20 protein-coding genes are annotated in these 25,162 nt (G+C 64.5%); 17 read left to right on the top strand and 3 right to left on the bottom strand.

The window, feature by feature from the left end; translation table 11 throughout:
- Positions 1 to 47 precede the first annotated feature (47 nt).
- The 4 genes from ACZ415_RS00205 (at position 48) to ACZ415_RS00220 (ending at position 7,016) form a co-directional block, all read left to right on the top strand.
- Positions 48 to 650, top strand: coding sequence for a DUF4202 domain-containing protein (locus tag ACZ415_RS00205; protein ID WP_344703003.1), 603 nt, complete (start codon positions 48 to 50; stop codon positions 648 to 650).
- A 99-nt stretch (positions 651 to 749) separates the two neighbouring features.
- Positions 750 to 3,851, top strand: coding sequence for a D-2-hydroxyglutarate dehydrogenase YdiJ (ydiJ, locus tag ACZ415_RS00210; protein ID WP_344703001.1), 3,102 nt, complete (start codon positions 750 to 752; stop codon positions 3,849 to 3,851).
- Between the two features lie 134 nt (positions 3,852 to 3,985).
- Positions 3,986 to 5,557 carry a Re/Si-specific NAD(P)(+) transhydrogenase subunit alpha gene (locus ACZ415_RS00215; RefSeq protein ID WP_344702999.1) on the top strand — a complete coding sequence of 524 codons (1,572 nt, stop codon included), beginning with the start codon at positions 3,986 to 3,988 and terminating at the stop codon, positions 5,555 to 5,557.
- A gap of 16 nt (positions 5,558 to 5,573) precedes the next feature.
- Entirely contained in the window at positions 5,574 to 7,016 is a 1,443-nt protein-coding gene (locus ACZ415_RS00220) for an NAD(P)(+) transhydrogenase (Re/Si-specific) subunit beta (protein WP_344702997.1), read from the top strand.
- A 99-nt stretch (positions 7,017 to 7,115) separates the two neighbouring features.
- On the opposite strand, the gene trpC is transcribed toward ACZ415_RS00220, so the two are convergent.
- From trpC to ACZ415_RS00235, 3 genes are read right to left on the bottom strand one after another with little or no spacing between them, the layout of a single operon-like run.
- Positions 7,116 to 7,919, bottom strand: coding sequence for an indole-3-glycerol phosphate synthase TrpC (gene trpC, locus ACZ415_RS00225; protein WP_344702995.1), 804 nt, complete (start codon positions 7,917 to 7,919; stop codon positions 7,116 to 7,118).
- An 8-nt stretch (positions 7,920 to 7,927) separates the two neighbouring features.
- Complete coding sequence (gene trpD / locus ACZ415_RS00230) at positions 7,928 to 8,959, bottom strand: anthranilate phosphoribosyltransferase (protein WP_344702993.1); 1,032 nt, start codon at positions 8,957 to 8,959, stop codon at positions 7,928 to 7,930.
- Between the two features lie 34 nt (positions 8,960 to 8,993).
- Positions 8,994 to 9,590, bottom strand: a complete 597-nt coding sequence (locus ACZ415_RS00235; protein WP_344702991.1) for an anthranilate synthase component II — start codon at positions 9,588 to 9,590, stop codon at positions 8,994 to 8,996.
- Positions 9,591 to 10,044: 454 nt separating this feature from the next.
- On the opposite strand from ACZ415_RS00235, the gene ndhC reads away from it, so the two are divergent.
- The 13 genes from ndhC (at position 10,045) to nuoN (ending at position 25,045) form a co-directional block, all read left to right on the top strand.
- The gene (gene ndhC / locus ACZ415_RS00240; RefSeq protein WP_344702989.1) at positions 10,045 to 10,470 is read left to right on the top strand and encodes an NADH-quinone oxidoreductase subunit A; all 426 of its coding nucleotides are present in this window, start codon (positions 10,045 to 10,047) and stop codon (positions 10,468 to 10,470) included.
- A gap of 69 nt (positions 10,471 to 10,539) precedes the next feature.
- Positions 10,540 to 11,220 (top strand): NADH-quinone oxidoreductase subunit B, encoded by a 681-nt coding sequence (locus tag ACZ415_RS00245; RefSeq protein ID WP_344702987.1) that lies wholly within the window; start codon positions 10,540 to 10,542, stop codon positions 11,218 to 11,220.
- 22 nt (positions 11,221 to 11,242) lie between these two features.
- Positions 11,243 to 12,994 carry an NADH-quinone oxidoreductase subunit C/D gene (gene nuoC, locus ACZ415_RS00250; protein ID WP_344702985.1) on the top strand — a complete coding sequence of 584 codons (1,752 nt, stop codon included), beginning with the start codon at positions 11,243 to 11,245 and terminating at the stop codon, positions 12,992 to 12,994.
- A 16-nt stretch (positions 12,995 to 13,010) separates the two neighbouring features.
- Entirely contained in the window at positions 13,011 to 13,541 is a 531-nt protein-coding gene (gene nuoE, locus ACZ415_RS00255) for an NADH-quinone oxidoreductase subunit NuoE (protein WP_344702983.1), read from the top strand.
- Positions 13,538 to 14,905, top strand: coding sequence for an NADH-ubiquinone oxidoreductase-F iron-sulfur binding region domain-containing protein (locus ACZ415_RS00260; RefSeq protein WP_344702981.1), 1,368 nt, complete (start codon positions 13,538 to 13,540; stop codon positions 14,903 to 14,905). The genes nuoE and ACZ415_RS00260 overlap by 4 nt, the downstream gene beginning before the upstream one ends.
- Entirely contained in the window at positions 14,905 to 17,670 is a 2,766-nt protein-coding gene (nuoG, locus tag ACZ415_RS00265; protein ID WP_344702979.1) for an NADH-quinone oxidoreductase subunit NuoG, read from the top strand. The genes ACZ415_RS00260 and nuoG overlap by 1 nt, the downstream gene beginning before the upstream one ends.
- Positions 17,670 to 18,680: an NADH-quinone oxidoreductase subunit NuoH gene (gene nuoH, locus ACZ415_RS00270; protein ID WP_425552723.1), complete on the top strand. Its 1,011-nt coding sequence runs from the start codon at positions 17,670 to 17,672 to the stop codon at positions 18,678 to 18,680. The genes nuoG and nuoH overlap by 1 nt, the downstream gene beginning before the upstream one ends.
- Before the next feature lie 45 nt (positions 18,681 to 18,725).
- Positions 18,726 to 19,265, top strand: coding sequence for an NADH-quinone oxidoreductase subunit NuoI (gene nuoI / locus ACZ415_RS00275; RefSeq protein WP_344702977.1), 540 nt, complete (start codon positions 18,726 to 18,728; stop codon positions 19,263 to 19,265).
- 26 nt (positions 19,266 to 19,291) lie between these two features.
- Positions 19,292 to 19,855, top strand: a complete 564-nt coding sequence (gene nuoJ / locus ACZ415_RS00280) for an NADH-quinone oxidoreductase subunit J (RefSeq protein ID WP_344702974.1) — start codon at positions 19,292 to 19,294, stop codon at positions 19,853 to 19,855.
- Positions 19,852 to 20,160 carry an NADH-quinone oxidoreductase subunit NuoK gene (gene nuoK / locus ACZ415_RS00285; RefSeq protein ID WP_344702972.1) on the top strand — a complete coding sequence of 103 codons (309 nt, stop codon included), beginning with the start codon at positions 19,852 to 19,854 and terminating at the stop codon, positions 20,158 to 20,160. The genes nuoJ and nuoK overlap by 4 nt, the downstream gene beginning before the upstream one ends.
- Complete coding sequence (gene nuoL, locus ACZ415_RS00290; protein WP_344702970.1) at positions 20,157 to 22,055, top strand: NADH-quinone oxidoreductase subunit L; 1,899 nt, start codon at positions 20,157 to 20,159, stop codon at positions 22,053 to 22,055. Before nuoK ends, nuoL begins: the two co-directional genes overlap by 4 nt.
- A gap of 15 nt (positions 22,056 to 22,070) precedes the next feature.
- Positions 22,071 to 23,600 carry an NADH-quinone oxidoreductase subunit M gene (gene nuoM / locus ACZ415_RS00295; RefSeq protein ID WP_344702968.1) on the top strand — a complete coding sequence of 510 codons (1,530 nt, stop codon included), beginning with the start codon at positions 22,071 to 22,073 and terminating at the stop codon, positions 23,598 to 23,600.
- Positions 23,600 to 25,045: an NADH-quinone oxidoreductase subunit NuoN gene (nuoN, locus tag ACZ415_RS00300; protein ID WP_344702966.1), complete on the top strand. Its 1,446-nt coding sequence runs from the start codon at positions 23,600 to 23,602 to the stop codon at positions 25,043 to 25,045. Before nuoM ends, nuoN begins: the two co-directional genes overlap by 1 nt.
- Positions 25,046 to 25,162 lie beyond the last annotated feature (117 nt).

Raw genomic sequence — 25,162 nt, forward strand, 5'->3', positions numbered from 1 at the left:
ACGTTGCTGACCCTTACCTTCACTTTTCCTGCCAACAGCGAGCCGCCATGACCCGCGCTTTTGACACCACACCGTTTACCGCCGTGTTCAACGCCCTGGACAGTTTGCACATGGATGACCCGCAAACCGTTGACATCAACGGCGCCGCCGAGCCGGCCGAGCAGGTCTATGCCCGACGCATGAGCGCCTGGCTTGAGCGCCTCGACGCCGACGCCTCGGAGTGTTTGCGCCTGGCCGTGCGCGCCCAGCATCTCCAGCGCTGGCAGGTGCCGCGCGCCGACTACCCCGAAGGCCGGGTGGGCTATTTGACCTGGCGCCGCGACCAGAGCCGCCGAGCCGGAGAAACAGCGGCCCGGCTGATGCGCAATGCCGGCTACAGCGAGGCCGACGCTGCGCGCACCGCCGACATCATCAGCAAAAAAGGGCTCAAGCGCGACGCCGAGGTGCAAACCCTTGAAGACTGCGCCTGTCTGAGTTTTCTGGAAAACTACTTTGCCGATTTTTCGCGCACCCTGGCGCGCGACCACATGATCCGCATTGTGCAGAAAACCTGGGGCAAGATGTCGCCCCGCGCCCGGGAGCTGGCGCTCACCCTGCCCATGAGCGAGCGCTCTGCCGTCATCGTCGGCGAGGCGCTGGCCGATGGCTGAGCGTGGCCGGTGCGCGTGTGCAGCGGGCGGGCGGCTGGGTTAAACTGGCGCTGCTCTGTATTTTCGACTCTGGCTTTCCGGCGGCGGCGCTGATATATCATGATTGCATCCTTGACCCGGCAGACGGTTTTTCTTGAGCGGCCAACGGCCGACTACGTGCGCTTTCTCGAAGCGCTCAAGGCCAGCGGCTTTGACGGTGAGATCGCCCCGGACTACGCCAGCCGCACCGTGCTGGCCACGGACAACTCGATTTATCAGCGCCTGCCCCAAGCGGTGCTTTACCCCCGCCACGCCGAGGACCTGGAGCGCATCGCCAAGCTTGCCGGCGAAGTACCCAACCGCGATATCGTCCTCACCCCGCGCGGCGGCGGCACCGGCACCAACGGCCAGTCGCTCACCGACGGGCTGGTGGTGGATGTATCAAAGCACATGAATCAGATCCTTGAGATCGACGTGGAAAACCGCCGGGTGCGGGTGCAGGCCGGCGTGGTGAAAGACCAGCTCAACGCCGCGCTCAAGCCCCACGGGCTGTTTTTCGCCCCGGACCTGTCCACCTCCAACCGCGCCACCGTCGGCGGCATGATTTCCACCGACGCCAGCGGCCAGGGCAGCTGCGAATACGGCAAGACCCGGGATCACGTGCTGGAGCTGGATACCGTACTGCTGGGCGGCAAGCGCCTGACAAGCCGCGCCCTGACGCCGGTTGAGGAACGCGAGCAAAGCGACAAAGGCGGCATGATCGGCGATGTTCACCGCACCGCCGCGGATATTATCGACCGAAAGGGCGAGCTGATCGCCGAGAAGTTTCCGCCGCTCAACCGCTGCCTCACCGGCTACGACCTGGCCCACCTGCGCGACGCTGAGCGCCGCCTGAACCTCAACAGCCTGCTGTGCGGCTCGGAGGGCTCGCTGGGCTTTTTGAACGAGGCGGTGCTCAACGTGCTGCCCATCCCCAAGCACTCGACGCTGGTCAACGTGCGCTACGCGGGCTTTATGGACGCGCTGCGCGACGCCAAGGCGCTGATGGCCAGCGACGCCGCTCCGACCTCGATCGAGACCATCGACGACAGCGTGCTGCTGCTGGCCATGGACGACTTCGTCTGGGACGGCGTGGCCGAGTTCTTCCCCGCCGGCGACACGCCGATTCGCGGCATTAACCTGGTGGAGTTCAACGACGACAACCCGGCGAGACTTGCCCAGCGCGTGGCGGCGTTTACCCGCCACCTGGGCGATGATGACAGCGTCGAGCGGCTGGGCTACACCCTGGCCGAAGGCCGCGGCGCGATTCAGCGGGTCTACGCCATGCGCAAGCGCGCGGTGGGGCTTTTGGGCAACGCCAAGGGCGAAAAACGCCCGATTCCGTTTGTCGAAGACACCGCCGTACCGCCGGAACATCTGGCCGACTACATCGCCGACTTTCGCGCCGTGCTCGACCGTCACGAGCTCAAATACGGCATGTTCGGCCACGTGGATGCCGGCGTGCTCCACGTGCGCCCGGCCATCGACATGAAAGACCCGGCCCAGGCGCTTTTAATCCGCGAGATTTCCGACGAGGTGGCCGAGCTGACCCACCGCTACCACGGCCTTTTGTGGGGCGAGCACGGCAAGGGCATTCGCTCGGAATACGCGCCCAAGTTCTTCGGCGAGCTGTACCCCAGCCTGCAGCGGGTCAAAGCGGCCTTTGACCCCCACAACCAGCTCAACCCGGGCAAAATCGCCTCGCCGCGCCACGAAGGCGGGCTGATCGCCCGGGAAAGCGACCCCGCGCTGCTGGCCGTGGACGGCGTGACCACCCGGGGCGAGCTCGACCGCACCATCGACGAGCGCGCCTGGCAGTCCTACGACGCGGCGGTGTACTGCAACGGCAACGGCGCCTGCTACAACTACGACGTGGACGACCCCATGTGCCCGTCGTGGAAAGCCACCCGCCAGCGCATTCACTCGCCCAAGGGCCGCGCCAGCCTGATACGCGAATGGCTGCGGCTGCAAACCGAAGCCGGCGTGGACGTGGTGGAAGAGTCGCGCAGGAAAAAAACCGAAGGCGTGTGGGGCTTTATCGCCCACCTGCCGCTGCGTACCTACAACACCCTGAGCCGCCGCGGGCGCGACGACTACTCCCACGAGGTCTACGAGGCCATGGCGGGCTGTTTGGCGTGCAAGTCCTGCGCCAGCCAGTGCCCGGTGAAGGTCGATGTGCCGCAGTTTCGTTCGCAGTTTCTTGAGGTCTACCACGGCCGCTACCTGCGCCCGCTGCGGGACTACCTGATCGGCACCACCGAGTTTTTGCTGCCGACGCTGGCCAAAGTCGCCCCGCTGTACAACGGCCTGATGCAAAACCGCCTGGTGGATGCGCTGATGCGCCGGAGGCTGGGCATGAGCGACTCGCCGGCGATAGCGCGCGCCAGCGTGAAGAAGCAGCTCAAGGCCTGGGGCGTAAGCCCGGCCACGCCCACCGCCCTTGGCCTGCTCACCGAGCAGCAGCGCGCCGAAAGCGTAATTATCGTCCAGGACGCCTTTACCACCCACTTTGAGGCCAAGCTGGTGATGGACGTGGTCGAGCTGCTCTCAAGGCTCAACCTGCGGGTGTTTGTCATGCCCTACGCCGCCAACGGCAAGCCGCTCAACGTGCAGGGCTTTTTGGGCGCGTTCCACCGTACCGCAGAAAAGCAGGCCGCTCGCCTGCGCGCCCTGGCCCGCTTCGGCGTGCCGCTGGTAGGTATCGACCCGGCGATGACGCTTTGCTACCGCCAGGAATACGTCAAGGCGCTGGGCGACGACGCCGTGCCGCCGGTGGCGCTATTGCAGGAGTGGCTGGCCGAGCGCCTGCACAGCCTGCCCGCTACGCCGCTTGACGGCGTTGAAGGCGGCTACCGGCTGCTGTCCCACTGCACCGAAAAAACCAGCGAGCCCCAGGCTCCCAAGGCCTGGCAGCAGGTATTCGCCGCCTTCGGCCTGGAGCTTGAGACGCTTGCCAGCGGCTGCTGCGGCATGTCCGGCACCTACGGCCACGAAACCCGCAACGTCGAGACGTCGAAAACCGTCTACGCCCAGTCCTGGCAGCCCGTGGTCGAGGCCGAAGAAAGCCCGGGCGGGCTGCTCGCCACCGGCTACTCCTGTCGCAGCCAGGCCGGCCGCTTTTCAAACGCTGCCCTGCCCCACCCGCTGCAGGCGCTGCTGGCGGCCATCAAACACAGCCGCTAGGCTGCAACAGCGGCACTTCGACGATAGACGCAGGGCTTTATGCTCTTCGGCGAATTGTGCACGGCCTCCGAGTAAGGTATTGCTAGTCAACCAGGCTTGTCTGCAAAACCTATCCTGAACGGGGGATACCCACCGTGAAAATTGGTACACCCAAAGAGCGCGCAGCCGGCGAGGCGCGCGTTGCGCTGACACCGGACAGTGCGCTTCAGATACATAAACTTGGCCACGAGTGCTACCTGGAAACGGGGGCCGGTGCGCAAGCAGGCTTTTCCGACGAGGCCTATCGCGAAGCCGGCGTTACTCTTGTCGAAAGCGCTGAAGCGCTATGGCAGCTCGTCGACATTGTCACCAAGGTCCGCGAACCCAGCGCGGATGAGGCGGGCTATCTGCGCAAGGGCCAGACGCTGATCTCGTTTTTCTGGCCGGCTCAGAACAAGGACATGCTGGCGCGCTGCAAAGCGGCCGAAGCAAGCGTGGTGGCCATGGACATGGTGCCGCGCATTTCGCGAGCGCAGAAAATGGACGCTCTATCGTCCACGGCCAATATCGTCGGCTACCGCGCGGTCATCGAGGCCGGCCATCAGTTCGGCCGCTTTTTTGCCGGTCAGGTGACCGCTGCCGGCAAGATACCGCCGGCCAGGGTGCTGGTTGTCGGCGCCGGGGTCGCCGGTCTGGCGGCCATCGGTACCGCCACCAGCCTGGGCGCGGTGGTGCGTGCCTTTGACGTGCGCCCCGAAGTGGCCGAGCAGATCGAATCCATGGGCGCTGAATTTCTCTTTCTCGATTTCGACGACGGCAAGGACGGCTCGGAGAGCGGCGGCTATGCCGAACCTTCAAGCCTCGAGTTTCGCGAAAAGCAGCTTGAGCTGTTTCGCGAGCAGGCCCCCGACGTGGATATCGTCATTACCACGGCGCTGATTCCCGGCAAACCGGCTCCCAAGCTTTGGCTTGAAGACATGGTGGCGGCGATGAAGCCGGGCTCGGTAGTGGTTGACCTCGCCGCCGAACGCGGCGGCAACTGCGACCTTACCGTGCCCGACCAGCGAATCGTCAGCGATAACGGCGTGATCGTCACCGGCTTCACCGATTTTCCGTCGCGTATGGCCACCCAGGCCTCGCTGCTCTACGCCAACAACGTCCGCCACATGCTCACCGACCTGACGCCTGAAAAGGACGGCAAGGTGGTGCACGACATGGAAGACGATGTCATCCGCGGCGCGACGGTGACCCACCAGGGTGAAATCACCTTCCCCCCGCCGCCGCCGAAAGTGAAGGCAATCGCCGCGGCCAAGGCTAAGCCCAAGGAGCCCGAGCCCACCCGCGAAGAGCAGAAAGCCGCCGAACTTGCCGCCTTCAAAGCTCAGAGCAAACGCCAGGTAACGCTGCTGGCGGCGGGCGGCGCCGTGATGCTGCTGCTCGGCCAGGTGGCGCCGGCGTCGTTCATGCAGCACTTCATCGTTTTCGCGCTGGCCTGCTTCATCGGCTTTCAGGTGATCTGGAACGTCAGCCACGCGCTGCATACGCCGCTGATGGCGGTAACCAACGCCATCAGCGGCATTATCGTGCTGGGGGCCGTACTGCAGATAGGGTCGGGCAGCGGGCTGGTGGCACTGCTGGCCGGCATTTCGGTACTGATCGCGACCATTAACATCGTGGGGGGCTTTCTGGTGACTCGCCGGATGCTCGCCATGTTCCAGAAATCCTGAGCGGCGGAGAGACAAGATGCTGAGTCAAGAATTCGTATCTGCCGCATCAATCGCGGCAAGCGTGTTGTTCATTCTCTCCCTGGGCGGGCTGAGTAACCAGGAAAAAGCCAAGCGGGCGGTATGGTACGGCATCACTGGTATGGCCATCGCGGTAGGCTTCACAGCCTTTGCCTCGGGCATTGGCGGCTACGGCTGGATGATTCCGATGATCGTCATCGGCGCGGTGATCGGCGTGTATGTGGCCAAAAGGGTCGGCATGACCGAAATGCCGCAGATGGTCGCAGCGCTGCACAGCTTCGTCGGCCTGGCGGCCGTATTTGTCGGCATTAATGCCGACCTGGAACGCCGTCGAGTGCTAGCCTCCCAGCTGGCCGGCAGTGCCGAGGAGAACTTTTCGGCCTTCGCCGCGCTGGTAGCCACCAAAACGCCCGCCGAGCTGACCTTTCTGCAGATAGAGGTGGTGCTGGGCGTGTTCATCGGCGCGGTCACCTTCACCGGCTCGGTAATCGCCTTCGGCAAGCTGGCCGGCAAGATCGACGGCAAACCCCGGCAGCTGCCGGGCGGGCACATGCTCAACGCGGGGGCGGCCGTTCTGGCGCTGCTGCTGGCAATTTTCTACGTCAACGGCGCCGGCATCTGGACCGTGCTGGCGCTGGCGCTGCTGGCACTGTTTATCGGCTACCACCTGATCATGGGAATCGGCGGTGCCGACATGCCGGTGGTGGTGTCGATGCTCAACAGCTACTCCGGCTGGGCGGCCGCGGCGATCGGCTTTACCCTGTCCAACGACCTGCTGATCGTGACCGGTGCGCTGGTGGGGTCATCCGGCGCCATCCTCTCCTACATCATGTGCAAGGCGATGAACCGTAACTTTGTCAGTGTGATTCTGGGTGGCTTCGGCGGTCGCCAAGGCCCGGCCGCCGACATCGAGGGCGAGCAGGTGGCCATCGACGCCGACGGCGTGGCCAGTGCGCTCAACGACGCGGAAAACGTGATCATCGTGCCGGGCTACGGCATGGCGGTCGCCCAGGCGCAGAGTTCGGTCAGCGAGCTGGTGCGCAAGCTGCGCGCCGCCGGTAAAGAGGTACGCTTCGGCATCCATCCGGTGGCAGGACGCCTGCCCGGCCACATGAACGTGCTGCTGGCCGAAGCCAAGGTGCCCTACGATATCGTGCTGGAAATGGACGAGATCAACGATGACTTCGCCTCGACCGACGTGGTGATCGTCATAGGCTCCAACGATATCGTCAACCCGGCTGCCGAAGAAGATCCCAACAGCCCCATCGCCGGCATGCCGGTTCTCAAGGTCTGGGAGGCCAGGCAGGTGTTCGTCAGCAAGCGTGGCCAGGGCACCGGCTATTCGGGCATCGACAATCCGCTGTTTTTCAAGGACAACACGCGAATGTTCTACGGCGATGCCAAGGGCAGCGTGGATTCGCTGCTGCCGCTGATCGACTAGCACGCTCCGCTAACCGCTTGGGCCCGGGCCGGACAGCGGTTCGGGCTTTTTCCGCCGTCGTGAGCCACGCGACGTTCGCAGCCAGCGAACCGACCGGTTTCAGCGAAACATCTCAGCAAGCGCTTTGCCGGGCTCTGCCTGGCGCATGAAAGCCTCGCCCACCAGAAAGCCGTTCACGCGATGCTCGCGCATTTTCGCCACGTCTTCCCGGGTGTGAATGCCGGATTCGGTGATCACCGTGACACCTTCGGGCACTTTTTCCAGCAGGTCGAGGGTGGTATCAAGCGTCGTCTCGAAGGTGTGCAGGTTGCGGTTGTTGATGCCGACAAGTTCAAGATCAAGCTTCAAGGCGCGCTCAAGCTCTTCGGCGCTGTGGACTTCCACCAGCACGTCCATGCCCAGCTGGTGGGCTTTCTGATTGAGATCGGCCAGCCGCTCGTCGTCAAGGGCGGCGACGATCAGCAAAATGCAGTCCGCGCCGAGGGCCCGGGCCTCGGTAACCTGATAGCCGTGGGTGATGAAATCCTTGCGGATCACCGGCAGGTCGCAGGCGTCCCGGGCGGCAATAAGAAAATCCTCGTGGCCCTGAAAAAAATCCGCGTCGGTGAGTACCGAAAGGCACGCCGCGCCGCCCTCGGCGTAGCTTTGGGCGATGTCTGCCGGGGCGAAGTCTTCGCGGATCACGCCCCTGGACGGCGAGGCCTTTTTAATCTCGGCGATCACCGCGGCGTCCCCCGCCGCGATGCGAGCGTTGAGCGCGCGGATAAAGCCGCGCGGGGCGCTCTGCTTGCCCGCCAGCGCCAGCAGGTCGGCCTCCGGCACGGCCTGGCGGCGTTCGGCCACTTCTTCGTCCTTGCGCGCCAGAATGCGGGTTAACACGGTGGGCGTGGCCTGATCGGTCATGGTGCGTCTCACTGAGATTGGGATTTGAACTGGGTGGTAAAGCGCGAAAGCTCGGCCATTTTTTCCAGCGGCAGGCCGTCTTCCTGAGCGTTGCGCGCCAGGCGCACGCCTTCCTGCAGGGTATCGGCCACGCCGGCGCAGTAAAGCGCGGCACCGGCGTTAAGCGAGACAATCCCCGCCGGCGCGCCTTCACCGCGCAGGGCCATTTTCACCAGCCGCAGGCTGTCTTCCACGCCGTCAGCTTTGAGTGCGGCCAGGCTCTGTCGCTCCACGCCGAGCGCTTCGGGGGTAATGCGGTACTGGGTAATTTCGCCGTCTTTCAGCTCGGCGACAAGCGTGGGGGCGGCAAGCGAAATTTCGTCCAGCCCGTCGTCAGAGTGCACCACCATTACGTGGCGGCTGCCGAGCTTTTTCAGCACCTCGGCCAGAAGCACCACCAGCGACGGGTCGTATACGCCCAAAAGCTGGTTGGGCGCGCCGGCCGGGTTGGTCAGCGGGCCGAGAATGTTGAACAGCGTGCGCACGCCCATTTCCCGGCGCGGGCTCACGGCGTGGCGCATGGCCGGATGATGGTTGGGGGCAAACATGAAGCCCACGCCGACCTCGTCGATACAGCGCGCCACCTGTTCCGGGTTCAGGTTGAGAAAAATCCCCGCCACGTCAAACAGATCCGCGCTGCCGGAAGACGACGAAACGCTGCGCCCGCCGTGCTTGGCCACGTTGGCCCCGGCCGCGGCGGCGACAAAGCTTGAGGCGGTGGAGACGTTGAACAGATCCGCCCCGTCGCCGCCGGTGCCGACGATATCCACCACGTCAGCGCCCGCGTTCGGGGTCACGCGGTTCATCAGCTCGCGCATGACCTGGGCGGCGGCGCTGATTTCCGTGGCGGTCTCGCCTTTCATGGCCAGCCCCATCAACAGCGCCCCTACCTGGGCGTCGCTGGCGACCCCCAGCATGATCTGGCGCATCAGCGCGTGCATCTGGTCAAATGTCAGGTCGTCACGGCGCATCAGCGCATTGATTGCGTCTCGCATCTGCATGAAAACGTGGGCCTCGTGCTGGTGATGCGCCGGTTCAAGCGCGTTGCAAAAAGTTCGCCAAAAGCGCGTGGCCCTGGCGGGTCAGAATCGACTCGGGATGAAACTGTACGCCTTCCACGTCAAGCGCGCGATGGCGCAGCCCCATAACCAGCCCGGGCGTTACGTCGTCGGCGGGCGTCCAGGCGGTGACTTCCAAACAGTCGGGCAGGCTTTCGCGTTCAACCGTCAGCGAGTGGTAGCGGGTCACTTCCAGCGGGTTGTCCAATCCGGCAAATACGCCCTGGCCGCCGTGGTCGATCATCGATGTCTTGCCGTGCATCACCTGCGGGGCGCGCACCACCCGGCCACCGTACGCCTGGCCGATGGCCTGATGGCCCAGGCACACGCCCAGAATCGGCAGCTTGCCGGCAAAATGGCGGATCGCATCCAGCGAAATCCCCGCCTCGGTGGGCGTGCACGGCCCCGGGGAAATCACCAGATGACTGGGTGTTTGAGCCTCGATACCGGCAAGATCAATGTCATCATTGCGCCAGGTCAACACCTCCGCCCCCAGCTCGCCCAAATACTGGACGATGTTATAGGTGAAGCTGTCGTAGTTATCGATCATTGCGATCTTTGCCGCTTTGGCCATCAGAAAAATCCTGCTGTTGAGATGCGCGGGCATTGAGTGCGCGGGCATGTCGCGATGTGTGCTGCCCGTTGGCTATGCCTGGGCGCCTTGCCGAGTGTAACGCAACCGGCCACTCGGGTGCACAGTGCGTGCGACAAGCGCTACGCCTGCCTTTACAGTGCGCCTTTACAGGCCAGCGGCTGATGATTGCCCGGTTTTGCCCGCCGGGAAGGCCCAATCGCCCAGCGCCGGCATCGCACGGCTTTCACATTGATCGGCGAACAATCTTTTTTAGCCTCTCTTGAACTTTTTTTAGCCTCCCTTGAACTACCGGCCGTTTTGATGCTTAGCTGGGGGCCTTAAAGACTTGCCGCGCCGCGTCGCATCGTTTAGCACCCGTCAGGCTGAGTACCTACCGCCACAAAGCTCGGGCCGCTAGACAGCGCCTTCCGGGAAACCATGACGGGGATGCCTTATGCCGCTTGATAATGCCAACGCGCTGATCGCCGAGTACTGGGCCACCGGGCTTTTTGTGCTGGCCGTTTTGCTGCTGTGTACCTTCATGATCGGGGCATCCGCGCTGCTGGGCGGGCGCAGCCGGGGGCGCAGCAAACCCATCCCTTTCGAAGGCGGCATCATCGGCGCGGGAAGCGCCCGCCAGCGATTTTCCATCCAGTTTTATCTGGTCGCGATGCTGTTTGTGATCTTCGATATTGAAGCCGTTTTCCTGTTTGCCTGGGCCATTTCCGTGCGTGAAGCCGGCTGGCCCGGCTTTCTGGGAGCGGCCACCTTCATTTTTATTCTGCTGGCCGGGCTGGTCTACGACTACCGCTCCGGTGCGCTGAACTGGGCCCCGGGCGGAAGCGAACGGATGCACCGGGGCAGCGCCCGGCGCGGCTGAGCGGCGGGCGCTGACGGCTAGCTCAGCGTCTCAATCGAGCACCCAGAGATTTCAGGCGGGAGGCATGACATGGCATACACCCTGACCCGGGCCAACGACGCAATAGCGCAGCAAAACGACCGCTATCCGCTGGGCGAGCGCCAGCGCGTTGACGACCCGATGAAGCAGCAGGTACACCGCAGTGTCTTCACCGGCAAGCTCGAAGACGTGCTGAACTCGGCGGTGAACTGGGGCCGCAAGAATTCGCTGTGGCCGTACAACTTTGGTCTTTCCTGCTGCTATGTGGAGATGACCACGGCGTTTACCGCGCCCCACGACATCGCCCGTTTTGGCGCCGAGGTGATCCGCGCCTCCCCGCGCCAGGCCGATTTCATGGTCGTTGCCGGCACCTGCTTTGTAAAAATGGCCCCGGTCATCCAGCAGCTCTACGACCAGATGCTCGAACCCAAGTGGGTGATTTCCATGGGCTCCTGCGCCAACTCCGGCGGCATGTACGACATCTATTCGGTGGTGCAGGGGGTGGATAAATTTTTGCCCGTAGACGTGTACGTGCCCGGCTGCCCGCCCCGCCCGGAAGCCTTTTTGCAAGGGCTGCAGCTTTTGCAGGATTCCATTCAGGAAGAGCGCCGCCCGCTTTCCTGGGTCGTCGGCGACCAGGGCGTCTACCGCGCTGAAATGCCCTCCCAGCGGGAAAAGCACCGCGACCGGCGCATTCAGGCCACCGAGCTGCGCACCCCGGACAGCATTTAGCCAAGGGAGAGCCGAGACCACCATGAGCACCGATTCCTCCGCCGCCATCGTCCACACGCTACGCGAGCGCTTCGGCCCGCAGATTCACTGCGAGCAGCCCACGCTGACCGGCATGCCGGTCATCTGGGTGCGCCGCGAGGCCATCACTGAGGTGCTCAAAGCGCTGCGCAGCATGCCCCAGCCGTTTGAGATGCTCTACGACCTCACCGCCGTGGACGAGCGCATGCGCAGCCACCGAGACGGGCTGCCCGCGGCCGACTTTACCGTGGTCTACCAGCTGCTTTCGGTTTCCGGCAACCGCGATATTGTGCTCAAGGTGGGCCTTGGCGAAGACGACCTTTCCCTGCCTACGGTGATTTCGGTATATCCCAACGCCGACTGGTACGAACGCGAAGTGTGGGACATGTTCGGCATCCGCTTTGCCGGCCACCCCAACCTCAAGCGCATCCTCATGCCGCCGACCTGGCACGGCCATCCGCTGCGCAAGGACCATCACGCCCGGGCCACCGAGTTTGACCCCTACACGCTGACCGTGGAAGGCCAGGACAAAGAGCAGAGCGCGCTGCAGTTCGTGCCCGAAGACTGGGGCATGCAGCGCGAGCGTGACGGCGCCGAGTTCATGTTTTTGAACCTCGGCCCCAACCACCCCTCCGCCCACGGCGCGTTTCGCGTGGTGCTGCAGCTCGACGGCGAAGAAGTCATCGACTGCGTGCCGGACATCGGCTATCACCACCGCGGCGCGGAGAAAATGGCCGAGCGCCAGTCCTGGCACAGCTTTATCCCCTATACCGACCGCATCGACTATACCGGCGGGGTGATGAACAACCTGCCCTACGTGCTGGCGGTGGAAAAGCTCGCCGGCATTCAGGTCACCGAGCGCGCCGCCACGGTGCGGGTGATGATGGCGGAGCTTTTTCGCATCTCCAGCCACCTGTTGTTTCTGGGCACTTACCTGCAGGATCTGGGCGCGATGTCGCCGGTGTTTTTCACCTTCACCGACCGCCAGAAGGCCTACCACGTTATCGAGGCGATTACCGGCTTTCGCATGCACCCGGCGTGGTTTCGCATCGGCGGGCTGATGCAGGACCTGCCCAAAGGCTGGGACCGGCTGATGCAGGACTTCGTCAACTGGATGCCGGCGCGGTTGAAAGAATACGAGCGCACCATGATGGAAAACGCCATGGTGCGCGATCGCACCCGCCATGTAGCCGCCTTTGATGCGCAAAACGCCTTCGACTGGGGCGTCACCGGCCCCAACCTGCGCGCCACCGGCTGCGATTTTGACCTGCGCAAAAAACGCCCCTACTCCGGCTATGAAAACTTCGAGTTCGAAGTCCCCCTGGGCCATAACGGCGACGCCTTCGACCGCGGCCAGCTGCGTATCGACGAAATGCGCCAGAGCCTGCGCATTATCCAGCAGTGCATCGACCACATGCCCGCCGGCGACTTCAAGGCCGATCACCCCTTGACCACGCCGCCGCCCCGGGAGCGTATGCTCGAACACATCGAAACGCTGATCACCCATTTTCTGCAGGTGTCCTGGGGGCCGGTGCTGCCCGCCAACGAATCCTTGCAAATGGTCGAGGCCACCAAAGGCATCAACAGCTACTACCTGACCAGCGACGGCAGCACCATGAGCTACCGCACGCGCATTCGCACGCCGAGCTTTCCGCACCTGCAGCAGATTCCCGCCCTGATGCGCGGCGGCTTTGTGCCGGATTTGATTGCGCATCTGGGCAGCATTGATTTCGTTATGGCCGACGTGGACCGCTAACCCGGGAGTGTGAGCAATGTCTGACCGCTTTTACGATGTCGCCGGCACCACAGCCCCCATTGCCACCGACGGCGACGGCTTTACGCTCGGCGACGACGACCGCCGGGCGATACTGGCCGAACGCGCACACTACGAGCAGCCCCAGGCGGCGTGCATCGAGGCGCTGAAAATCATCCAGAAACGCCACGGCTGGGTGCCCGACGGCGCCATCGCCGCCGTTGCCGAAACGCTCGGCGTCGGCGTCGGCGAGGTAGAGGGCGTGGCGACGTTTTATAACCTGATTTTCCGCCAGCCCGTAGGCCGCCACGTCATACTCGTCTGCGACAGCAGCGCGTGCTTTTTAACCGGCTATGACGAGCTAAGCGAAGCGCTGCGCCAGCGGCTGGGCATCGGCTTTGGCGAAACCACCAAGGACAACCGCTTCACCCTGCTGCCCACCTGCTGTTTGGGCGCCTGCGATCGCGGCCCGGCGATGATGATCAATGACGACACCTTTGGCCCGATTGCGCCGGATGATCTGCCCGAGCTTCTGGAGGCGTACCCATGAACGCAATACCGCCCAATTCCCGGCTGCGCTATAAAAGCCAGCTGCGCCAGTCGGCCGATGAGCGCCGCGAGCATACGCACCCGCTGACCTGGCGGCTCAACGACGACGGCTCGCGCATCGGGCTTGACGAATACCGCCGGAAAAACGGCTACGTCGGCGCACAAAAAGCGCTGGCCACAGACCCCGCCGACGTCATCGAGGCGATGAAAACCGCCAACGTGCGCGGGCGCGGCGGCGGCGGCTTCTCCGCCGGCGTTAAGTGGAGCCTGACTCAGGTCGGCGATCATCTGCCCCGGGGCTACATGGTCGCAAACGCCGACGAAATGGAGCCCGGCACCTTCAAGGATCGCCTGCTCATGGAGCAGCAGCCGCACCTGCTGCTGGAAGGCATGATCATCGCCGGCCACGCCAACCGCTCGAAGTACGGCTATATCTTTTTGCGCGGCGAGTACGTCGACGCCGCCCGCTCGCTTGCCCTGGCCATCGAGGAAGCCCGCGATGCCGGGCTTTTGGGCGATAACGTCGCCGGCAGCGGATTTGACTTCGACATTGCCCTGCACACCGGCGCCGGGCGCTATATCTGCGGCGAAGAAACCGCGCTGATCAATTCGCTGGAAGGCAAGCGCGCCAACCCCCGGGCCAAGCCGCCGTTTCCCGGCCAGTCCGGCGCCTGGGGCAAGCCCACCGTGGTCAACAACGTCGAAACCCTGTGCAACGCCCCGGCGATGATGCAGCACGGCGCCGACTGGTATCAGGAACTTTCCGGCGGGCTCAGCGACGACGGCGGCACCAAGCTCTACGGCGTCTCCGGGCTGGTCAACAAGCCCGGCCTGTGGGAGCTGCCCATCGGCACCACAGGCTTTGACATCCTAGAACGCGCCGGCGGCATGCGCGAAGGCCACACGCTGAAAACCTGGCTGCCCGGCGGCGCCAGCACCGGCTTTCTGCTCCCCGAGCATCTGGAGCTGCCGCTGGATTTTGACACCGTCGGCCAGTACGGCAGCCGGCTGGGCACCGGGCTTTTAACCGTGGTCAGCCAGCGCCAGAGCCTGGTGGCGCTGCTGCGCAACCTGGAGCAGTTCTTCGCTCGGGAATCCTGCGGCTGGTGTACGCCCTGCCGGGACGGCCTGCCCTGGGCGGCCAAGATACTGCAGGCGCTGGAACACGGCGAAGGCCGCCCCGGCGATATCGAGCTTTTGCAGGAGCACGCCACCCACATCGGCCCGGGCCTTACGTTTTGCGCCCACGCCCCGGGGGCGGCCATGCCGCTGGAGTCGGCGATTCGCCATTTCCGTGCCGATTTCGAGGCAGGCATTGCAACCCACGGCAGCGCTGCCGCCACCCCGGATCAGGAGGTAAGCTGATGGCAACCATTCACGTGGACGGCAACGCCTACGAGGTAGACGGAAGCGATAACCTGCTGCACGCCTGCCTGTCGCTGGGGCTGGATATTCCGTATTTCTGCTGGCATCCGGCCATGGGCAGCGTCGGCGCCTGCCGCCAGTGTGCGGTCAAACAGTACAAGGACGAAAACGACACCCAGGGCAAGATCGTCATGTCGTGCATGACGCCGGCCGCCGACAACAGCTGGATCGCCATCGACGACGAAGATGCCCGTGACTTCCGCGCCCGGGTAGTGGAATGGCTGATGACCTACCACCCCCACGACTGCCCGGTGTGCGCAGAAGGCGGCCACTGCCACCTGCAGGACATGACGGTGATGACCGGCCACAGCCAGCGCCGCTATCGCTTTGCCAAGCGCACCCACCGCAACCAGTATCTGGGGCCGTTTATCGCCCACGAGATGAACCGCTGCATCAACTGCTATCGCTGCGTGCGCTTTTACAACGACTACGCCGGCGGCACCGATCTGGGCGTGTTCGGCATGCACAACAACCTCTACTTCGGCCGCCACGAAGAAGGCACGCTGGAAAGCCCCTTTGCCGGCAACCTCACCGAGGTCTGCCCCACCGGCGTATTCACCGATAAAACCCACACCCGCCACTACACCCGCAAGTGGGACCTGCAGTACGCCCCCAGCGTCTGCCACCAGTGCGCGGTAGGCTGCAACACAAGCCCCGGCGAGCGCTACGGCAGCGTGCGGCGCATCGAAAACCGCTATAACGGCGAGCTCAACGGCTTTTTCCTCTGCGACCGCGGCCGCTTCGGCTACGACTACGTCAACCGCGACGACCGCCCGCGCCGGCCGGAGTGGCGCAGCGAGCAGCGCGATAGCGCCACCCGCATCACCGAGCTCGACGTGGACCCCGCCCTTGATCGCGGCGCCGACCTGCTGCGCCGGGCGGACCGCGTGATCGGCATTGGCTCGCCCCGGGCCAGCCTCGAGAGCAACCATCAGCTAAAAACGCTGGTGGGCGAGGACAACTTCTCCACCGGCATTGCCGCCGCCGAGCAGGCCTGCCTTGCGCGCATGGCCGAAGTCGACGCCGAGGGCATGCTTACCACCCCGACGCCGCGTGAGGTAGAGCGTCACGACGCCGTGCTGGTGCTGGGTGAAGACCTGATGCACAGTGCGGCAAGGCTTGCGCTCAGCGTGCGCCAGGCGGTGCTGGGCATCCGCGAGGCGCTGGCCGAGGAGCGCGGCATTCCCCAGTGGAACGCCGAGGCGGTGAAAACCCTGGCTCAGGACAGCCGCCACCCGCTCTACATCGCCTACCCCGCGGCCACCGAGCTTGACGCTATCAGCGCCGCCTCGCTGCGGCTGGCGCCCGACGACATCGCCCGGCTGGGCTACGCCATCGCTCACGAGCTGGATGCCGAGGCCCCGGCGGTCGCGGATCTCGATGAGGCCACGCAAACACAGGCGCGTGAAATCGCCCAGGCCCTGCTCGCCGCCGAGCGCCCGCTGGTCCTCAGCGGCGGCTCGCTTGAATCCACCGCGATTATCGACGCCGCCGAAAGCATCGCTCGGGCGCTGGGGCGCAAAGAAGTCAACCGCCGGGAAAAGCGCGGCGGGCTGATGCTTGTGCGCCGCGAAGCCAACAGCGCCGGGCTTGCCCTGATGGGCGGCCAGCCCCTGGAGCGCGCTCTGGAACGCGTCTCGCTTGGCCACGCCGACGCGCTGATCGTGCTGGAAAACGACCTCTTTGAGCGCCTGCCCGATGCCGCGGTCAGCGATGCGCTGAGCCGGGCAGAAGGCATTATCGTCATTGATCACCAGCGAACGCCCACCTGGCAGCGCGCCCATCTGGGGCTGCCGGCGGCAAGCTTTGTTGAGGCCGACGGCACCGTGGTCAACCTCGAAGGCCGCGCCCAGCGCTTTTATCAGGTGTACGACCCGCGCCATCTGCGCCCGGAATCCCGCCTTCACGCCGGCTGGCGCTGGCTGGACGCGCTGCGCGCAAGCCTTGGCCGCAGCGCCGGCGAGCCGCTGACCTTTGCCCGCGCCGTAGCCGACTGCGCCCGGGCCCACCCGGCGCTGGCCGGCATGGAAGACGCCGGCGGCCACGCCGAGCTGCCCGGCGCGCTCAAGCTGGCCCGCTCGCCGCACCGCTACAGCGGGCGCACCTCCATGCGCGCTGACATCGCGGTCAGCGAGCCGCGCATGCCCCAAGACCCGGACACGCCGTTCGAGTTTTCCATGGAGGGCTACAGCGGCTTTGACCGCCCGCGCCGGCAGGTGCCCTTCGCCTGGGCACCGGGGTGGAACTCGCCCCAGGCGTGGAACAAGTTCACCGACAGCGTGGGCGGCCACCTGGCCGGCGGCGACCCGGGCGTTCGCGTGGCCGGCGCGGCGGGTAGCGCCCAGCGCGGCTATCCCGCCGCCGAGGCCATCCCGGCCGCCTTTACCCCCCGCGAAGGCCGCTTTCAGCTGTGGGTGCTGCCGCGGCTGTTCGGCGGCGAGGCCACGTCGTCCCGCGCCGAGGCGATCGCGGAGCGCACGCCGGCACCGAGCCTGCGCCTGAGCGCAGCCGACGCCCGAGCGCTTGACGCCCAGAGCGGCGACACGCTGACCCTGATCGTGGGGGAAACGCGCCTGTCGCTTGCGCTGCACGTCGAAGCTGAGCTGCCCGACGGGCTGGTGACGCTGCCTGCCGGCGTGCTGCCCGGCGCGCCCAACGGTGAATGGGTCACTCTAGCCAACCCCGCAGGCAAGGAGGAGCGCTGATGGACTGGGCAATGCTGGATTCTCTACGCCCGGCGTGGCTGAACCCGACGCTGCTGGCAAGCGTTATCGCCATGCTCGAAGCGGTGGCGATTCTGCTGGTCGCCGTGCTGGTCAGCGCGGTGATGACCGTGGTGGAGCGGCGGATGCTGGGCCTGTGGCAGGACCGCTACGGGCCCAACCGCGTGGGGCCGTTCGGCTCGCTGCAGCTGATCGCCGATATGCTCAAGATCTTTTTCAAGGAAGACTGGATTCCGCCCTTTGCCGACCGCACGATTTTTGTGCTGGCCCCGGGCATTGCCATGGCCTCGCTATTGCTGTCGTTTGTGATTATTCCCATCACGCCGACCCTTGGCGTGGCGGACTGGAATATCGGTCTTTTGTTTTTCCTCGCCATGGGCGGCATCAACGTCTACTCGGTGCTGCTGGGCGGCTGGTCCAGCGCCAACAAATATGCGCTGATCGGCTCCATGCGCTCCTCGGCCCAGACGATCTCGTATGAAGTGTTCATGGGCCTTTCGCTGATGGGGGTTGTAGCCACGGCCGGCTCGTTTAACCTGCGCGAGATCGTGGCCGCCCAGGCAGGCCTGTGGTTTGTTATTCCGCAGTTTCTGGGCTTTTGCACTTTTCTCATCGCCGGCTTTGCGGTCACCCACCGCCACCCGTTCGACCAGCCCGAAGCCGAGCAGGAGCTGGCCGACGGCTATCACATCGAGTATTCCAGCATGAAATTCGGCATGTTTTTCATCGGCGAATACGTGGGTATGCTGCTGATTTCAGCGCTGACCGTGACGCTGTTTTTCGGCGGCTGGCACGGGCCGTGGCTTCCCCCCATTGTTTGGTTTGCGTTAAAAACCGGCGTGTTTTTGCTGCTGTTCATTCTGGCCCGGGCCGCCCTGCCCCGGCCCCGCTACGACCGCGTGATGACCTTTGGCTGGATCGTCTGCCTGCCGCTTACGCTGCTCAACCTGCTGGTGACCGGCGCGATTATTCTGCTCGCAACCCCGGCATAGGCCGCAGGCAGGCGTGCCGCGACGCGTCAACGCAAGGAGAACGCCATGTATAAAAAACTGTTGCACGGCACCGGGTCTCAGCTGCGCACCCTGGGGCTGATCTTCATGCACGCGTTTCGCAAGCGCGAAACGCTTAGCTATCCGGAAGAAAAGCCCTATCTTGCGCCGCGCTATCGCGGGCGTATCGTGCTGACCCGCGACCCGAACGGCGAGGAGCGCTGCGTGGCCTGCAATCTGTGCGCCGTGGCCTGCCCGGTAGACTGCATTTCGCTGCAAAAGGGCGAGAAAGACGACGGCCGCTGGTATCCGGAATTTTTCCGCATCAACTTTTCCCGGTGCATTTACTGCGGCATGTGCGAAGAGGCCTGCCCGACCTCGGCGATTCAGCTCACGCCGGACTTTGAGATGGCAGAATACCGCCGCCAGGAGCTGGTGTACGAAAAAGAGGACCTGCTGATCAACGGCCCCGGCAAGGATCACGACTACCACTTCTATAAAGTGGCCGGGCTTGCCGTGGGCGGCAAGGACAAAGGCCAGGGCAAAGACGAGGCCGAACCCATCAAGGTCACCACGCTGCTGCCCTGAAGGCACCGGTATCAAGGGGAGAAATCATGGAGCTTGCCTTTTATCTCAGCGCATTAGCAGCCGTGCTTGCAACGCTGGGCGTTATTGTCAACCCCAACCCGGTACATGCCGTACTGTATCTGGTGGTATCGCTGCTTGCCGTGGCACTGGTGTTTTTCGCCCTCGGCGCGCCCTTTGCCGGGGCGCTTGAAATCATCGTCTACGCCGGGGCGATCATGGTGCTGTTTGTTTTCGTGGTGATGATGCTCAATCTGGGCCATGCCGGCATCGAACAGGAACGTGAATGGCTCAAGCCGCGCACTTGGCTGGGGCCGTCAGTGCTGGCAGCCGTGCTGCTGTTCACCCTGGTCAGCCTTTTATGGCAAGGCGATACGCAGGCTGTCATCACCGGCGGCGGGCTCACCGCCAAGGGTGCGGGCACGCTGCTCTACGGGCCCTGGCTTTTGCTGGTGGAGCTCGGCGCGCTGCTGCTGCTTGCCGCGCTGGTCACAGCGTCTCACGTCGGGCGGCTAAGCCCGGTGGCCGCGCCGTCTCCGGCACCGCGTGACAGGCCCACTTCAGCAACCGGCACACCCAGGGAGGACACATGAACGGTATCCCCATGGAACACGGCCTGGTGCTGGCCGGTGTGCTGTTTACCCTCGGGCTTGGCGGGCTGATGTTTCGCCGCAACATGATCTTTGTGCTGATGAGCCTGGAAGTGATGCTCAACGCCGCGGGGCTTGCGTTTATCGTGGCCGGCACCGGCTGGCAGCAGCCGGAAGGTCAGGTCATGTTTCTGCTGGTCATTACCCTGGCGGCAGCCGAGGCAAGCGTAGGCCTTGCCCTGCTGATTCAGCTGTATCACCGCTTCAAGACTCTCAACCTCGACGTGGCCAGCAGGATGCGCGGATGATGGAACCCTTGACTGATATCTCAACCGTCCAGCCGACGGCGATGCTTTTGCCGCTGACGTTTTTGCTGCCCCTTGCGGGCACGCTGATTCTGGCGTTCTCCCGGGGGCGGCTAAGCTATCGCGCAAGCGCGACGCTGGGTACGGCAAGCGTGGGGCTTGCAGCCCTTGCCACCGCCCTGATCGCGCTGAACTTTGCTTCCGGCGACGCCGGGCAGCTCACCCTTTGGACCTGGATCGCCGTGGGCGATTTCCAGCCCGGCATCAGCCTGGCGCTGGACGGACTTTCGCTGACCATGCTTGGCGTGATCACCGGCGTGGGCTTTTTTATTCACCTGTTCGCCGCCTGGTACATGCGCGGCGAAGACGGCATCACGCGCTTTTACACCTACATGAACCTGTTTGTGTTCAGCATGGTGCTGCTGGTGCTGGGCGATAACCTGCTGCTTTTATTTCTCGGCTGGGAAGGCGTGGGCCTGTGCAGCTATCTGCTGATCGGCTACTACTATACCCACAGCGCCAACGGCTGGGCCGGGTTCAAGGCGTTTATCATCACCCGCATTGGCGATGTGTTTCTGGCCATCGGCATGTTTTTGCTCTTCAGCCGGCTGGGCACGCTCAACATCGCTGAAATTCTGGAACTCGCGCCCCGGGCCTGGCAGTCGGGCGATACCGTGGTGGAGCTGGCCGCCTTTCTGCTGCTCGGCGGGGCGCTGGGCAAGTCCGCCCAGCTGCCGCTGCACACCTGGCTTGCCGATGCCATGGCCGGCCCCACGCCGGTGTCGGCGCTGATTCACGCCGCCACCATGGTGACCGCCGGTGTCTACTTGATCGCGCGGATGCACGGCATTTTCGAGCTGGCCCCCGCCGCGCTTTACGCCACCGGCGTCATCGGGGCGCTGACGCTGTTGATGGCCGGCTTTGCGGCCCTTGCCCAAACCGACATCAAGCGCGTGCTGGCCTATTCCACCATGAGCCAGATCGGCTATATGTTTCTCGCCCTGGGCGTAGGCGCCTATGATACGGCGATTTTCCACCTGATGACCCATGCGTTTTTCAAAGCACTGCTGTTTCTTTCTGCAGGTGCGGTCATTATCAGCTGCCACCACGAGCAGGACATGCGTCGCCTCGGCGGGCTGTGGCGCACGCTGCCGCTGGCCTATATGGGCTTTGTAGTGGGCGGCGCGGCCCTGGCCGCCCTGCCGCTGGTGTCCGCCGGGTTTTACAGCAAGGATGCCATTCTCTGGCAGGCGCTGGCCGCCGACCAGCAAGGGCTTCTCGCTGCCGGGCTGATCGGTGCGCTTCTCACCTCGCTTTACACCCTGCGGCTGATCATCGCCACTTTCCACGGCCCGGCCAAAAGCGACAGCGCCCGTCGCGCCGAAGCCGGCCGCGGCCTGGCCCACGGCCTGCCGCTTTGCGTGCTGGCGATACTTTCCACGTTTATCGGCGCGTGGATTACCCCGCCGCTGGCCGGCGTGCTGCCCGCAAGCCCGGGAGAAAACGCAACGGCCGGCCACGGCGCGCTTGAACTGATTGCCGCTGCCGTAGCGCTGGCCGGTATGGCGCTTGGCGTGTGGGTGTTCAGCCTTCATCGCGGCTGGCTAACGCTGGCCGATGCCGGGCTGGGCGCGTGGCTGTGGCGACTGTGGCATCGCGCCTGGGGCTTTGATGCGCTGTTTGACCGGACGCTGGTGCGCCCGTACCGGGGCGCGGTGCGGCTGTTGAAAAGCGATGTGTTCGACGGTGTCTTTCGCCTGCTGGCCTGGTGCATGCGCCTTGTGCACCGGGGGCTTTCCCGCACCCAGACCGGCAAGCTGCGCGGCTATGCCGTGACCATGGTGATGGGCGCGACGCTGATCCTGTTGAGTCTGGCGCTGGTGTTTCAGGGAACCTGAAAGGGATAAACGCTTATGATGTTGGTATGGCTGATTGTCATCCCGTTTGCCGGGGGTCTTTTATGCTGGCAGGCAGAGCGCTTCGGCGGCCGGGCTACACGGCTGATCGCTCTGGCTACCATGCTGTGCGAGCTGCTGATGGCCCTTTATCTTTGGCTGCAGCTGGATTTTGCGCTGCCCGGCGCCGGCGGCAGCGCCCCCCAGTGGGCGATGGAATACCGCCTGCCGTGGATCGAGCGCTTCGGCATCGACTTTCATCTGGCGCTGGACGGGCTGTCGCTGGTGCTGATTGCGCTGACCGGCTTTCTCGGCGTGCTGGCGGTGCTGTGCTCATGGCAGGAGATCGTCCGACGCATCGGCTTTTTCCACCTCAACCTGCTGTGGATTCTCGGCGGCGTGGTCGGGGTGTTTCTCGCCATTGACCTGTTTTTGTTCTTCTTTTTCTGGGAGCTGATGCTGGTGCCGATGTACTTTCTGATTGCGCTTTGGGGCCATAGCGGCTCCCAGGGCAGCACTCGCATCGGCGCGGCGGTCAAGTTCTTCATCTATACCCAGGCAAGCGGCCTTTTGATGCTGGTGGCCATTTTGGGGCTGGTATTTGCCCACCACGCCAACACCGGCGAGTATTCCTTCAGCTATGCCGTGCTCAAAGAGACCGCGCTGTCGCCCGTGCTGGCTTTCTGGCTGATGCTCGGGTTTTTCATCGCCTTTGCGGTCAAGCTGCCGGTAGTGCCGTTTCACGGCTGGCTGCCCAACGCCCACGCCCAGGCGCCCACCGCCGGTAGCGTGGATCTCGCCGGCATTCTGCTCAAAACCGCCGCCTACGGCATGCTGCGCTTTGCCCTGCCGCTGTTTCCCGAGGCGTCTCAGGCCTTTGCGCCCGTCGCCATGGGGCTTGGTCTGCTGGGCATTTTTTACGGCGCGGTGCTCGCCTGCGGCCAGCAGGACGTCAAGCGCTTTATCGCCTATACCAGTATCGCCCACATGGGCTTTGTGCTGATCGGCATCTACGCCGGCACCGAGCTTGCCCTGCAGGGCGTGGTGGTTTTGATGGTGGCCCACGCGTTCTCCGCCGCGGGGCTTTTTATCCTGAGCGGCCAGCTGTACGAGCGGTTGCATACGCGCCAGATCGGCCAGATGGGCGGTCTATGGGGGCGGCTGGGCAGCATGCCGGGCATTTATCTGTTTTTCATTGCCGCCTCGCTGGGCATGCCGGCCACGGCCAACTTCGTCGGTGAGTTCATGGTGCTGTTCGGCACCTTTGCCATCGCCCCCTGGACGGTGGCGCTGGCAAGCGTAGGGCTGGTGCTGGCGGCGGTATACTCGCTGATGCTGATGCAGCGTGTACACTACGGCCCTGCCCAGAGTGAAGCCCCGCTGAGAGGGCTGGACGCCCGCGAATTTTGCATGCTGCTGGGGCTTGCGGCGCTGATCCTGTGGCTCGGCCTTTATCCCCAGCCGCTGCTGGATACCACCGATGCCGCCATGGGGGACATCCATCGGCTGTTTGACGCCCAAAGCCCGCTGATGCCGGAGGCTCGCTAATGCCGTTACCCACCCTTGCCCTTGCTTATCTTCCGCTGATTCTGGTCGGTGCCACGGCCGTTACCGTGATGCTGGGTATCGCCTGGCGGCGACAGCACCATGTCACCGTCGCCGTCAGCGTGCTGGGCCTGGCCCTGGCACTGGTGGCACAGGTGGCCGCCTGGCAGGTCGCGCCGCTGACCGCGCCGCTGCTCGCCTTTGACGGCCCGGCCATGCTCGGCGGCCTGCTGGTGCTGGCCTCGACGCTTGCCTGCGCGGTGCTGGCCCATGCCTACTTCGAGACGTTCCAGAAACCCCGGGAAGAGTTCTACCTGCTGCTGCTGTGCTCGGCGGCCGGCGGGCTGGTGCTGATGGCAAGCCGCCATCTGGCGAGCCTTTTTCTGGGCCTGGAGCTTTTGTCCATGCCGCTTTACGGCATGCTGGCCTACGCCTTTCACGAGCGCCGCTCGCTGGAAGCCGGCATCAAGTACCTGATTCTCTCCGCCGCCGCGAGCGCTTTTTTGCTGTTCGGCATGGCGCTGCTCTACGCCCAGACCGGCGAGCTTGCGCTGGCCGCGCTTACGGCAACGCTTAGCGAGGGCACCGGCGTCTGGGGGCTGGCCGGCGCCGGGCTGATGCTGGCGGGGCTGGGCTTTAAGCTTTCGGTTGCGCCGTTTCATCTGTGGACGCCGGACGTCTACGAAGGCGGCCCCGGGCCGGCCGCGATGTTTCTTGCCACGGCCAGCAAGGTGGCGGTTTTTATCATTATGCTGCGCCTGGTAATGAGCGCCCCCGCCTTTCAGGGTGAGTGGCTGCACGCCGTGCTGTGGACGCTGGCGCTTGCCAGCATGCTGGCGGGCAACCTGCTGGCGCTGACCCAGTCAAATCTCAAGCGGCTTCTGGGCTACTCTTCCATTGCCCACTTCGGCTATACGTTGCTGGTGCTGGTGGTGGCCGACGGCCTGGCCGTGGAAACCGGCGGGGTTTACCTGATCACCTATGTGCTGGCAACGCTTGCCGCCTTCGGCGTAGTGATTCTGGTCTCCAGCGCCACCGACGGCGAAGACGCCGGCAGCCTGCACTACTACCGCGGGCTGTTCTGGCGGCGCCCCTATCTCACCGCGGTGATGACGGTGGCCATGCTCTCCCTTGCCGGCATTCCCGCCACCGTCGGCTTTATCGGCAAGTTCTACCTTATTGCTCTGGGCGTAGAGGCCAGCCGCTGGTGGCTGGTGGGCGGCATCATCGCCGGCAGCGCCATCGGGCTTTATTACTACCTGCGGGTGATCGTGACGCTGTTTCTGGCCGAGCCGGGCATGCAGCGCCGGGACGCCTCGCCGGACTGGGCGGCGCGCGCCGGCGGCCTGGTGGTGCTGGGGGCTGCCGTGCTGGTCATCGTGCTGGGCCTTTATCCTGCGCCGATGATTGCGCTGGCCCGGGCTGCCGGCACCATCACCGCTTTTTGAGCGGCCGTAAAAAGCCGGGCCCCAGCTTGCCCGGGGCCCGGCTACTATGTCTATTCAACCAGCGCGCTTATTCGATCAACACGCCTATTCAACCAGCGCGCCTATTCAACCAGCGCA

It is taken from the genome of Halomonas cibimaris (assembly GCF_055379665.1).